We start from the raw sequence: 12,891 nt of genomic DNA, 5'->3' as shown, positions 1-12,891 counted from the left end.
TGCTGTCCACCCGAGAGGTACACCGTCGCCCATGACTGACACGCACGCCGACTACCAGCTGAGTCAGCTCGACCAGCTCGAGGCGGAGTCGATCCACATCTTCCGCGAGGTTGCGGCCGAGTTCGAGAAGCCCGTCCTGATGTTCTCGGGCGGCAAGGACTCCATCGTGATGCTCCGCCTGGCCGAGAAGGCCTTCTACCCGGCCAAGATCCCGTTCCCAGTCCTGCAGGTCGACACCGGCCTGGACTTCCCCGAGGTCCTCGGCACCCGCGACAACTGGGTGAACCGCCTCGGCGTCAAGCTCGTGGTCGCCAGCATCGACGACGCGATCGCTAACGGCGTCGTCGTCGACGACGGCAAGACCTCGCGCAACCGCATGCAGACCGGCACGCTCCTCAACGCGATCGAGGAGAACGGCTTCACCGCCGCCTTCGGTGGCGGGCGACGCGACGAGGAGAAGGCTCGCGCGAAGGAGCGCGTCTACTCCCACCGGGACGAGTTCGGGCAGTGGGATCCCAAGTTGCAGCGCCCCGAGCTCTGGAGCCTCTACAACGGCCGCCTGCACGAGGGCGAGCACATGCGGATCTTCCCGATCTCGAACTGGACCGAGCTGGACATCTGGGACTACATCGGCCGCGAGGGCATCGAGATCCCCGACATCTACTTCTCCCACCAGCGCCGCGTCTTTGAGCGCGACGGGATGCTGATGAGCGAGACCCCGCTGAACCCGACCCGCGAGGGCGAGGTCGTCGAGGAGCGCACCGTGCGGTTCCGCACCTGCGGGGACATCACGCTGACCGGCTGCGTCGAGAGCACCGCCTCGACCATCCCCGAGATCATCGAGGAGATCGCCGTGGCCACGCTCACCGAGCGCGGCGCCACCCGCGGCGACGACCGCTTCTCTGAGGCTGCAATGGAAGACCGCAAGAAGGAGGGCTACTTCTGATGGCCGACGAGACCACCCAGACGATCAGCGCGACCAACATGGACCTGCTGCGCTTCGCCACGGCCGGCTCGGTCGACGACGGCAAGTCGACCCTGATCGGTCGGCTGCTGCTCGACTCCAAGTCGATCTTCGCCGACCAGCTCGAGGCTGTGGAGACCACCAGCCGCGGCAAGGGCTACGACTACACCGACCTCGCACTGCTGACCGACGGCCTGCGCTCCGAGCGCGAGCAGGGCATCACGATCGACGTTGCCTACCGCTACTTCGCGACGCCCAGCCGCAAGTTCATCATCGCCGACACGCCGGGCCACGTGCAGTACACCCGCAACATGGTCACCGGCGCCTCGACCGCCGACCTCGGCCTGGTGCTCGTCGATGCCCGTCAGGGCCTCACCGAGCAGTCTCGCCGTCACGCGGTGATTTTGTCGCTGCTCCGGGTGCCCCACCTGGTGCTCGCGGTGAACAAGATGGATCTCGTGGACTTCTCCGAGGACGTCTACACCAAGATCCGCGAGGAGTTCACCCAGTTCGCCACCAAGCTCAATATCCCCGACCTCGAGGTCATCCCGATCTCGGCGCTGGCCGGGGACAACGTGGTCAACCGCTCCGAGAGCATGGACTGGTACTCCGGTCCCACCCTGATGCACCACCTCGAGCACGTCCACGTCGCTTCCGACCGCGACCTCGTCGACGTCCGCTTCCCGGTGCAGTACGTCGTGCGCCCGAAGTCGGATGAGCACCACGACTACCGCGGGTACGGCGGCATGGTCGCCGGCGGGATTCTGAAGCCCGGCGACGAGGTCGTTGTGCTTCCCAGCGGGATGACGTCGACCATCGAGGGCATCGACCTCTTCAACAAGGAGATCGCCGAGGCGTTCCCGCCGATGTCGGTCACCATCCGTCTGGCCGACGACGTCGACGTCTCGCGAGGCGACATGATCGCCCGGGTCAAGAACGCCCCGCAGCCCAGCCAGGACATCGACGCGATGATCTGCTGGATGGCGACCAAGCCGCTGCAGCCGCGCCAGAAGTTGGCGATCAAGCACACGTCCAACAACGCGCGGGCGCTGATCAAGGACATCCAGTACCGCCTGGACGTCAACACGCTGCACCGCGACCAGGACACCAAGGAGCTCGGCCTGAACGAGATCGGTCGGGTGCAGCTGCGGACCACCAGGCCGCTGCTCTGCGACTCGTACTCGCAGAACCGCACCACCGGCTCGTTCATCCTGATCGATGAGGCCACCGGAGTCACCGTCGGCGCCGGGATGATTCTCTAAGCGGCACAACCAAGGAGGAGAGGGCTGGACGACCATGTCAGTCGAGGTCTTCTCGTGGAACCCGTCGCGCCGGATCGGCACGAACCGCTTGTGGCGCTTGGTGCCGATCCGGCGACCTGTCGACAATTTCGGGGATTTGCTCGGTCCCCTCATTGTGGCGGCTCTTCTCGATCGCGCAGACGTCCAGACGACGGACGAATCTCCGAACGGCGCCACGCAGTTGATGAGCGTCGGCTCAGTCCTTCATCTGGCGCGACCCGGGGCGACCGTGTGGGGCTCCGGGGTCAACGGCAAGATCGAATTCGACTACTCGACCCTGCCGTTAGACGTTCGCGCCGTCCGGGGTCCACGAACCGCTGCGGTCCTCCGACGAGCCGGGCACACGGTCCCCTCTGTCTTCGGCGATCCTGCGCTTCTGCTCGGGCGACTCTTTCCTGCACTGCTAGGCCTGCCGCGTACCTCCGGGGTCACTGTGGTCATGAACCTGAACGATCAGCCCCACCCCACAGCACCAGGGCTGACCGTCCTGGACCCGCGAGCCCCCCTCCGCACCTGCCTCGAAACGATCGGGTCGAGCGAGTTCGTCGTCGGCTCCTCGCTGCACGGGTTGGTCGTGGCAGACGCTCTCGGTATTCCGTCCCGGCCGATCGTCAGTACCGCGGAGCCAGCGTTCAAGTATGAGGACTACTACGAGGGAACCGGCCGACGATTCGACCCGCAGCCATCCGTCGAGGCCGCTCTGCGGTCTGGGCCGGTGCAAGCCCTCGACTACGACGTCGAGCCCCTGCTGGAGGCCTTCCCGTACGACTTGTGGACCGGAGACGGGACGGACCGCGCCCCGTAGTCTTCGGCGCGCTCAGCCCGTCGGTGGGCTAGCTGATGGCTGGCGGGGAACGCCTGAACGCCGTGAACACGGTGGCGTTGACCCCCATCCGAGTCCGGGCCCAGCGATTCGACGTCCATGCCAGGACGATCATCGACGCCAAGCTGGCCAGTGCGCATCCGAAGGCGCCGTACATCGGTATGAGAATGCAGTTGCCGGCTGCGCCAACCGCCACGGACGTCCAGAGTGACCGCACCGCCCACTTCTCGTGACCCGACAACGACAGGGCAGTCGCAGCCGGACCACCGAGAAGCATCACGAACACGCCGAGCATGTAGACCCGAAACGTCCACTCACTTTCCGCGAAGTCTGGACCCCAGAGCGAGAGGATCTGCGATGACAGTGCGAAGGCGACGACCATGAGCGGTGCGCCAGTGAGCACGTACGTACGTGTCATCTTGGCCATCAAGCGCTCAAGTGTGGGCCAGTCCCCGGCCATCCCAGCCTTCGCTAGGTAGGGCTTGTACTGCAGCAATGTGATGACTCGGAAGATCGCGATCATCTCACCCAGTCTGGAGACGATGCGAACCGTTGCCACGTCGCCAGGTGTCGCGAAGACGCCGGTGAGGATCACGTCCAGGTTCTGGCTGATGAGGAACCCTGAGCCCACCAGCGCCAACGACGCCGATGTCCGCAAAGTACTGCGCAACGGCACCCTGCTCAGCACGGGCCCACGCCCCGCTCTGAGACGTCGCACAAGTTCTGGTCGCAGGACGAGGACCGCGAACGCTGCCGACGCAAAGAGCGCGACGGCGTACACGGCGGATATCGTGAGGGGTCCGACCCGGACGAACCTCTCGGCGAGCACAACGCCGACACTGATCATGGTTGGGAAGATCAGGTTGCTGCCGACGAACGACAGCACCGGCCGTTTGACTGCAAGGATGCCTGCCTCGGCGAACTTTCGCAGCATGAGGATCGGCAGTGTCACGAGCACGACAACGAGCGGGTAGATGTACGGGTTTGCGTCCCTCGTCGGTTCGGAGCTCATGACGAGAAGCGCGACTCCGACGGCGGCGACGAACACGCACCCGGGAGCGACCACGGTCGCGGACAGGGCGAGCACTCCCACCACCCTCTCCCGGCCCTCCGCACGATCGGGGTCCACCGCCGAGAGGTCGCGCATGAAGAGCTGATCGAGTCCAAGGCTCACCAGCAACGCGACGATGGAGATGGTGGAGATCGCGAACGAGAACCCGCCGAACACCTCTGCCCCGAGCACACGCGCCAGGACTATCGACTGCAGCACGGTGGCCGCCATGGCGACCGCACGCCACATGAACACTGTCGAGAACTGTCGCCGACTGGGGCCGACGGACCTGTTCTCAGCCACGAGACGCTCCCTGTCCGGAAAACGGGTGGATGCGCAGTAGAGGACCAGATTGTTCACTCCACAGGGTGGCCTTCATGACGGGCGAAGGAACGAACGCCAGTCGCACGTCACGAGTTCCGACACCAGCACCCTCTGTTCCTCCGACGCCCGACCCGACGGTCGTCGGCCATGGGAGTGAGCGACTCGACCCACCTGTCCCTTATTGAGAAGGGGCAGCACGTCTCGCGCTCCGGTCATCGAGTGCAGTAAGTCCAAGTTCCTCTGCGGCTCCGATATCAAGTCTTGGTACGCAACGGTCAGAATGCGGTCTGGGTTCTGTACAGCAAGTCCGAACCACGTCGAGTGGTAGGCGTCCCACTCGATGAGCCAACGGCGTCGGGCAGCGTCGAGATCAGCATCATCGACACCACGACCTATCCAGCCAGAGGCGACGGCCCACCGCTCGATACTCATCAGCCACTCGTCAGGAGTCTTGAACACCAGAAAGTGGTGCTGCTCGGGCGGCCATCCGGCTGCGGCGTTCAGTTCGGCGACCGAACCCACCACCGTGCTGTTGCGGAAAGACACATCCATCGAGATGGTCGACTTGTCCGGCTGCCACCGGAAGTGTTTGTGCCGAGGATCATCCCGCCGGGGGTCGACCCGATTCAGCACGAAGTAGCCACTCTGCTCCAGCAGTGCGCACGCATAGTTTGTCCCGGAGCGCTGGATCCCGTGATGCACCACGGTGGGCCTCGAGTTCCGCTTGGCACGCACAGCGTGCACACCGGACCTTGCCTGACGGCGGGTCCACGCGTACCAAGGACGCACTCCCTCCTTGAGCTGCTCCTTCATGGTCCCTCGTTGCCTGGGGAAGTAGCCCAATAGACGGCATCCGGCGGAACGAGGCCCTGGAGCCTGGGGAGGTCCGCTGCGTACAGGTCCACCAGTTCCTCTCTGATCCGAGGGCTCAGGTCGGGCGGAGGTAGACCGGTACGTGAGAGTCCCTTCGCCAGCACGACAAGGCCATGACCCGCGAAGCGAAGGGCTGGTGCGTCCCTCGGAACCCGCCGATCAGTGCCGGCGAGCGGCCGTGTCCTTGCCAGCTGGCCCCAACGGTGCATTCGGAACGTGCGCGGATCGTACGACCCCACGTTCTCGTCCCGACCAGCACCTCGCGCGTCGGCAGCGATGTCTGGCGTCCCTATCAGGGTGCTGCACCTAGACAAGACTCCCGGCAGGTCGTCGGCGACCTCAGTTTGCCCTAGCACCAGGAAATTGCGCTCTGGATAACGCTGCATCCATACCTCCAGGCTCGAGCCGTACAAGCCGAACTCGACGAGTGATGACGCCGGTGTTCTCAGCCCTTCACGGTGGTCTGCCAGACCCCGGTGGATTGCCTTGTCGAGTCCCTCCGCCCTGATGTGTCCATGCCGAGCAAGGTGGAAGTAGGCCGAGACGGCACGACTGACCGGCTCCCGGAGAACAACGATGAAGCGTGCAGAGGGGTGGGTCGAACAGATGCGCTCCCGAATGTCGTTGCGACACAGACTGTCGGGCCGCTTGATGCCTAGCTTGGTCTGGTTCCCGGCCTTCTCTCGAAAACGGGTCCACGGTCGGCTGGCGAAATCTGGGTCCTCGAAGAAGGCGCTCTCGCCGACTGGCATCGAAATCCCCGGTCTGACACGCAGCGCTTGATGGAGAGATGACGTCGCCGCCTTCTGTGCGCCCAGGATCATGAAGTCGAGAGTCATGAGGCAACGTCTCGCTGGGTCGCTGCACCGGGTTTGATGGGAGGCTCCGCGCGGACGCCTCGAGGGGACCTCCCCGACGCTCCTCGCCCGTCGGATCGACACCGGCGGCGGGCCAGGTAGGCAAGTCCACCGTAGGCGACAAAACCCGCACCGAAGATCGGCGCGACTCCGTTGAGGGCCCCCGAAGGATGATCGTGACAAAACCCGTGGTGATTGCATAGAGAATCAGTTCGTGACCGCCCACCCGCTCGACGAGCATCGCGCTGCGTTCGATGCTGCTGACGGCCATTCCCACGAGTAGGAAGACCACTAAAACCCCTACCAAGCCGAAGCTGATCAACGCCTCGGCCGGGAGCGGCGACGACACGTTGGTGAACGGGTATCCGAGTGAGGTCGAGACAATTTCTCCCGAATCCACTGGTTTGCTCTGCCAGAGCGAACGGGGCACCCAGAAGAGAAGTGCGCCCAAGAAGTTCATCCCGAGCCGGAGCGGGCCGGTGTCCGCATAGATGGTGGTGTCGACTATTTGCTTGAAGCTATCGAAGTCGACGCGCAGGAGGTAAGCGCCGATGTCCCGAGACATCGCGTCAGACAGGTCCACTTCACCGCCGGTGCCGATCGCCTTGATCAACGGGAAGAAGATAAAGAGGAAGAAAGGCGCACCCAGCGCGAAGGCCGCCTTGCGCGACGTCCGAAAGACCGAGGTACAAAGGACCGCAATCGCAAGCGCGGAGCCAAGCAGCTGGAAACGGGACAAACCTTGAGGAAAGTTGAGGACAAGGAAGGTAGGTACCGCAAGAATACTCAATTCCACGACACCTCGGACCCGCTGACCGCTCCCGGCACGGCGAAGCATGAGGACGCACACGCACAATGCCACCAGACTGGTCGACCGGCCTATGTACAGGAGCTGGATGTCAATCCCCTGCTGCTCGAGACCGCCTCGCTCAGACCGGTTCAAGAACAGCGTCTCCGGTCCGACGTAGACGGCCAGCAGCACGCTGGCGGCCAACATCACCGCCGCGAAGTTCCGGCTCAGCCGGACCGATGCCGGGTTGCCGTTGCAAGGCTGTGTCCTGGCCATTGCACCCGTTCTGCGAACCGAGCCGCTCATCGCCTGACCAGCGATCAATGCCCCGTGTGCCAGTGCCACGACAACGAGGCCGGTGGCGAGCTGGGCGACTGTGTAACGGGCATAGAACGGGTAGATGCCCCGGTCGATCTGCACGTACGCCGGCACCGCCACCAGGAACAGGAAGTAGAAACCCACCATGATAGACACCCCCCGCGGCGGCTGTCCACCACGCAGTGGGTGAAGTAGAACCCGGCGCCCAGTAGATAACACGCCTTGGCCACGTCGACCCCGGTGGGACCGTTAGCAGTCCCGGCGACCGTCACAGTGGCCAACATCGCCGCGAAAGCGGAAATCAAGAGCATCTTGGAGAGACTCACGCCTGTCCCTCCGGATCCCGTCCTGCGTTCAGCGCTCGCAGCCATGCGTGAGTTATGGCGGACATGCGGAACGGGTCCGCCGCAGGTCGTTGTCGCGCTGCCAACCGCGCGACGAGGGCACGGTCGTTGGCAAGGGTCCGAACCAGCCGCGCCGCGCAGCGGACCGACCGCTCGTCGACCAACGTCTCCGGTGTCCAGCCCCCAAGAAGAGCGCTGGGGCCGATGTGATCAGTGGCGACGACAACCGCGCCGGCTGCCACCGCCTCGACCACGACGATGCCGAACAGCTCCTGCCACGATCCCTCGCGCTGCGACAGGAGCATCAGGACGTGGTGCTCGCCGAACATCCCGGCGAGCCGTTTCCGATCCCGCTCAGGGCCGTGGACGACGATCGAAGGGACCTCCTGCGAAGCCTTCTCGCATGCACCGCGTAGCGGCCCGTCGCCCACCAGGGTGAGGGTCACGCCCTCCGCTGCCACGTCGCGTGCAAGCGCGAGCAGCTGCGGAATTCCTTTCTTGTCCGACAGCTCACCGACGTACAGAAGCCGTAAAGGACCCACATCGTCGCGTGTCGGATCTTGGTCGAAGAACACGTCCGGCACAGCATGGGGGATCACGGTCGCTGCCGCTCCAAAACGCTCCGCAAGCTCGTCGCGGATCTGGGGCATCACGCAGACGACCGTGACCGCGGAATCTGCAAGGAATCCCACCCACGCCCTCTTACGCAAGCCGAGCAGTGGACCCCCGCTACGCGGGACATGGTGATCGGCCCAATCCGGCCACGAAGTGTGCAGGATGATCCGGTTCCGCCGGGCGAGCTGGCGGTAGACGAGCAGCCGCCAATCCCAGGGCGCGAACCCGAGCACGATCGTCTCGCCCGACACGAACGGGACCTGCAGCCGGAACCAGGCGTCGCCGAGTGCGTGACGCGTTCTCGTCCACCACGGCGTGCGGTCCTTCAGACCTGCGCGCAGCCATTCCTTGACGACGCTGTAACGGTGAAGGCCCACGATGTCGATCCGGCCCTGCTCTGCCAGGTCGAGCAGCGCAGGGAAGTACTTGGTCGGGTTGGTCTCGTGCACGATCCGAACACGGCGGGGGGCGTCCGAGGTCTCACCTCGGCGGTCGACCGTTCGGCGATAGAAGTCGGTGGTAGCTCGACCTAGCGTGTCCCAGTCCAGGGCTGCAAGGTCCGGCACAGCCTTCGAATCCCGCAAAGAACGGGCCCGTTCGAGCGAGACCTCGAGCACCGCGGCTGTCAGGGCGCCCTCATAGATCCAGACCCACTCGTCACCGACCAGCTGACGCAGTTCACGGAAGGGGGCTACGTCCGAGACGAGGATGGGACGTCCAACGGACAAGGCGAAGAGGGCCGACCCCGAGTTGTCGACCTCGTCGTACGGCAGCACGACAAGGTCGGCACGGCGCACGGCGTCGACAAGGGCGGCCTCGGCAAGGAATACGTCCCGGACCTCGATCCGGTCCCGCACGTCGGACGCCAGCGAGGCGAGGATGGGTTGTAGCGCGACGTCCGGAGCCTGGCTGCTGTGAGCGCCGAGCACTCTCAGCCGGGGGTGGCCCCTGACACCGTCGAATGCGCCTACGAGGCGGTGGACTCCCTTGTAGGCCGCGACACTGCCGAAGAACAAGGCAGTCAGCGCCTCATCGCCGTCGACTCTCGGCCGCCTCGTCTCGTTATCCGCGTGTTTTGCTGCGACCTCGCGGTAGTGGCCGTGGGGGATGACGATCGTCGGGGTGTCGCGTAGGTCCTTCTCCGTGGCAAGCGCTCGGTGCCTCGAACCCTCGGTCATGAAGATCACGCCATCCAAAGAGCGCAGGAACCACGGCCAGAAGAATTTCTCCAGCTTCGCCGCGTTGCGCTGCGTCGGCCGCCGCAGATTGTGTGCGGTCCACACGACCCGAGCTCCCCGCGCCTGTGCCAGCACTACTGCGCCGCGAAGCTTGGCGAGGCGTTGCCAGAAGCGCCACCCCTCCCCGGCCGCGAGGTAGACGTCTGGCCAGTGCAGGTGCAGGACGTCTCCCCGCCTGACCCGCATGAGGGCGTTCGGGCAGAATTCCTCCACCTCGGTTCCGCTGGCAGCAACAGCGTCATACAAGAGCCGTTGGTACGGGTTGGTGTCGGCGTTCTTACGCGCCGGCCAGGCGACAACCCTCACTGCTCGACCCCCAACAGCTCGACGAGCCGCTCTGTCTGCGCCCGCCACGAGTAGGCCGCGGCCCTGGCCCGGCCGCGCTCCGCCATCGAGTCCCGTAGCGCGGGGTCGTCCAGGAGTGCCCCGATCTCGTTGACGAAGCCGTCGATGTCGTGCGGCTCCACGTAGGTCACAGCGTCTCCGCAACGCTCGCGCAGGCTGGGGATGTCCGAGGCGACCACCGGCGTGCCGGCGCTCATCGCCTCGACCGGCGGCAACGGAGAGGCCTCGTAGAAGGACGGGAAGACAAAGACGGACGCACGCCGGTAGAGCTCCTCGAGGACATGCGGGTCGTTGACCTGACCGAGGAACTCGATCCGTGGCGAGGAGGGTGCCGGAGCACCTCCACTGTCGAGCCCGCTAAAGACCCCTGCAGTGGCCCCTGCGAAGACAAAACGGACAGGCCGGGCCGACGTCAGGCGGTCAGCGATCCGCCGGAGTCCGTCTGCGTTCTTGCGTCGTGTTAACGACCCGACGTAGAGGACTACCTGCTCGTCGTCACCCGACACCGCGGCACCGATCGGCGTGAACGACGCTCCGGTCGTCGCAGACATGGACGACGGGACTCCCCCGCCGTTCTGCACTGCGTGCAACCGGTGGGTGCGTGCTAGCCGCGGGTAATGGCGCAGGATCGACACCTTCTCGCTCTCGGAGACGGTCACGATTACGGTTGACCGCGCGAGCACGACCGGTATCACGACCGAGTAAAGCGCCCGGAACGCGCGACTGTAGGCGTCCGGGAAGTAGCGGTAGGAGAGGTCGTGGACCATGGTGGCCGTCGGCCGGGCACCTCGCAGCAGCCGGAGGACCGGAGCGAGGTTCCCGAGGCACAGCAGCGTGCGGTCGCCGGCGATCAGCGGCAGCTCCAGCTGCTCCCACAGGTGCCCCTGGAGGCGTCCCGCCCGCCGCAGCCGGAGGTGTTCCAGACGCGGAAGACACTCGTCGGGCGTGGCCCTGGGTACGACGACCTCGAACTCCACGCCCGGGTATAGGTCAAGGCCAATCAGCTCATCGAGGGCGTGCAGGATCTCCCGGCCCACGCGTTGCACTCCGGTGACGTCCTGCGCGAGGAACCGCCCGTTGACCACGACGCTCCGAAGCGGGCCGCCGCTCATCCGACCCACGTCCGGACCCGGCGCTCGAAGTATGCGGCCCCGAAGGTCTCGGCGTGGTCACGGCACGCCTGACCACTCAGCTCGACGGAGAGCGCGCGACGCGTCGCCTCGACGAGGTCCTCATGCTCGTTCGTCGGGGCAAGGTGCCCGGTGACGCCGTCCACCACAGTGTCGAGGAGCCCTCCGAGGGCGGGGCCCACCACCGGCGTACCTGCCGCCTGGCTCTCGACCGGCACGATTCCGAAGTCCTCGATCGTCGGGAAGAGGAGCACCGCGGCCGCGGCAACGTGCGCGCGAAGCTGCTCGTCCGACGCGCCGGTCACCACGTCGACCGGGGCGGACGAGGCGGCGGCGAGGGCGCGGATCCTCGACTCGTCAGGCCCGCGACCCACGATGGTCAACGGCTGCTCAAGCTCGGCCGCGATCGCTATCGCCCGGTCGAAGCCCTTGTACGGGATCATCCGGCCCACCGCGACCAGCCCGCTCTTGCGCTCGGGTCTCGGGGCAGCCGCGAAGAACCCAGTGTCGACCGGCGGTGGAATGACCACTGCCTCCCGGTCGTAGTAGCGACCCACCCGATCCGCCACCGTCCGCGAGTTGGCGGCGAAGGAGTCCACCCACCTCACCGAGCCCAGGTCCCAGCGCCTGAGCGCCGCACGCGCCGGGGCGAGCATCGAGTGGCCGCCGCGGGCATCGATGTCCGGCGACCAGACGTAGCGCATCGGGGCGTGTACGTAGCAGTGTTGGCGCGCGTCGCGGGCCGGTCGGAATCCCTTGACGCAGGCGTGGCTCGAAGTGACGACCGTGTCGTAGCGGCGACCGCCCCCCGCGTTCCTCCAAGCCAGAGGCATGAGAGGGAGGGTGAGCCCACGGCGGTCCCGGATCGGCCCGAGGCGGTCGAGGAACGTCGTGCGTACCGGGCGCCCCCCGGTCTCGAGGTCGACGCCCGGCGTCCGCGTAAGGGCGTAGAGGTCCGCCTCGGGGTAGGTCGCCGCCAGCGCTTCGAAAACTTTCTCGCTGCCGGCACGCGCAGAGATCCACTCGTGAGCGATGGCCATAGCGCCGTCCGTCCGGTCCTGCAAGAGGTCCTCCTCCCGATGGTTCCCAGCGTGGACCGCAATCCTTGCAGCCCGATCGAGTTCTGGAATGGGAACGGCAGTTCTGGCCGACGGGACTGTCTGGCGGCCGGGCTAGACCTCAGCCATGCCTGACCTGTTACTTACTACATCGCCTGGACAAGGTTCGGTAACCGGCGCACACTTGGCTCATGGTGACCGTCGTCATATTGCTCCTGATCTGGTCCGCCCTGTCGGTCCCGGTCGGGATCGTCGTTGGACGTCTTCTGAGTGCAAAGCGGGACCGTCCGACGGTGACGGCAACACCTGCCATGACGCGGGTCACACCTCACCCCGCCCGCGTGTAGAACTAAACACCGATCTTTCGTCTGTCCCCCCAGGCGAAGCAGGTTTGAGGTCCGCCGCCGCATCGGTGACCATCAGGTCTGGCAATGGAGCCACTTCGCGTTCTTTTGCCTGGATCCAAGCCTGTGGGGGGACCATCTTGATCCGCTTGTCCGAACGTCGTGCTCGACTGGCTCGCACCGAGCCCAGCCGGGCGCTGAAGTCGCTGCCGGTGATCACCGCAGGCGTCGACGCCATCGTCTTGGTGATCGTGATGACCTTCGCCGTCGTGGCCCGGGAGTCGCCCGGCCTCTTCGGAAGCGCCATCGAGGTCAAGCTCGCTTGGGCGCCGCCGGCCATCGTCGCCACGTGGCTGCTGACCTTGGCTACGCTCGGGTCCTACCACCGGACGGTTCTCGGGGCCGGCACTGAGGAGTACCGCCGAGTCCTGAACGCCTCGCTGGTACATGGCCTTGGGCAATGGTCGTGCACGTCCGAGTTACGGCCGATCCACAACACCACGTAATGGCGGAATC

The 12,891-nt window shown here is 65.6% G+C and carries 10 protein-coding genes; 4 read left to right on the top strand and 6 right to left on the bottom strand.

Translation table 11 applies throughout. The features are described 5' to 3' along the window. The first annotated feature begins 31 nt into the window (after positions 1-31). Genes cysD through ENKNEFLB_RS03980 form a run of 3 tightly spaced genes read left to right on the top strand, consistent with a single transcriptional unit; the run spans position 32 to position 3,070 of the window. Positions 32-946: a sulfate adenylyltransferase subunit CysD gene (gene cysD, locus ENKNEFLB_RS03990; RefSeq protein ID WP_160004932.1), complete on the top strand. Its 915-nt coding sequence runs from the start codon at positions 32-34 to the stop codon at positions 944-946. Then, the gene (locus ENKNEFLB_RS03985) at positions 946-2,226 is read left to right on the top strand and encodes a sulfate adenylyltransferase subunit 1 (RefSeq protein WP_214058008.1); all 1,281 of its coding nucleotides are present in this window, start codon (positions 946-948) and stop codon (positions 2,224-2,226) included. The genes cysD and ENKNEFLB_RS03985 overlap by 1 nt, the downstream gene beginning before the upstream one ends. A gap of 34 nt (positions 2,227-2,260) precedes the next feature. Beyond that, entirely contained in the window at positions 2,261-3,070 is an 810-nt protein-coding gene (locus tag ENKNEFLB_RS03980) for a polysaccharide pyruvyl transferase family protein (protein WP_214058007.1), read from the top strand. 28 nt (positions 3,071-3,098) lie between these two features. On the opposite strand, the gene ENKNEFLB_RS03975 is transcribed toward ENKNEFLB_RS03980, so the two are convergent. From ENKNEFLB_RS03975 to ENKNEFLB_RS03950, 6 genes are all read right to left on the bottom strand, one after another. Then, complete coding sequence (locus tag ENKNEFLB_RS03975) at positions 3,099-4,442, bottom strand: oligosaccharide flippase family protein (RefSeq protein ID WP_214058006.1); 1,344 nt, start codon at positions 4,440-4,442, stop codon at positions 3,099-3,101. A gap of 72 nt (positions 4,443-4,514) precedes the next feature. Beyond that, positions 4,515-5,276 carry a hypothetical protein gene (locus ENKNEFLB_RS03970; RefSeq protein WP_214058005.1) on the bottom strand — a complete coding sequence of 254 codons (762 nt, stop codon included), beginning with the start codon at positions 5,274-5,276 and terminating at the stop codon, positions 4,515-4,517. Then, positions 5,273-6,160 carry a sulfotransferase domain-containing protein gene (locus ENKNEFLB_RS23100; RefSeq protein WP_420830542.1) on the bottom strand — a complete coding sequence of 296 codons (888 nt, stop codon included), beginning with the start codon at positions 6,158-6,160 and terminating at the stop codon, positions 5,273-5,275. Before ENKNEFLB_RS23100 ends, ENKNEFLB_RS03970 begins: the two co-directional genes overlap by 4 nt. 1,463 nt (positions 6,161-7,623) lie before the next feature. After that, positions 7,624-9,804, bottom strand: a complete 2,181-nt coding sequence (locus ENKNEFLB_RS03960) for a glycosyltransferase (RefSeq protein WP_214058003.1) — start codon at positions 9,802-9,804, stop codon at positions 7,624-7,626. After that, entirely contained in the window at positions 9,801-10,955 is a 1,155-nt protein-coding gene (locus tag ENKNEFLB_RS03955) for a glycosyltransferase family 4 protein (RefSeq protein WP_214058002.1), read from the bottom strand. The genes ENKNEFLB_RS03960 and ENKNEFLB_RS03955 overlap by 4 nt, the downstream gene beginning before the upstream one ends. Continuing rightward, complete coding sequence (locus tag ENKNEFLB_RS03950) at positions 10,952-12,037, bottom strand: glycosyltransferase (RefSeq protein ID WP_214058001.1); 1,086 nt, start codon at positions 12,035-12,037, stop codon at positions 10,952-10,954. Before ENKNEFLB_RS03950 ends, ENKNEFLB_RS03955 begins: the two co-directional genes overlap by 4 nt. A gap of 487 nt (positions 12,038-12,524) precedes the next feature. Here ENKNEFLB_RS03950 and ENKNEFLB_RS03945 point away from each other — a divergent pair, with 487 nt between their 5' ends. Further along, complete coding sequence (locus ENKNEFLB_RS03945) at positions 12,525-12,881, top strand: hypothetical protein (protein WP_214058000.1); 357 nt, start codon at positions 12,525-12,527, stop codon at positions 12,879-12,881. Positions 12,882-12,891 lie beyond the last annotated feature (10 nt).

The sequence above is a fragment of the Nocardioides aquaticus genome, assembly GCF_018459925.1.
Lineage (GTDB): Bacteria > Actinomycetota > Actinomycetes > Propionibacteriales > Nocardioidaceae > Nocardioides > Nocardioides aquaticus.
This window is presented reverse-complemented; position numbering and strand designations above follow the sequence as displayed.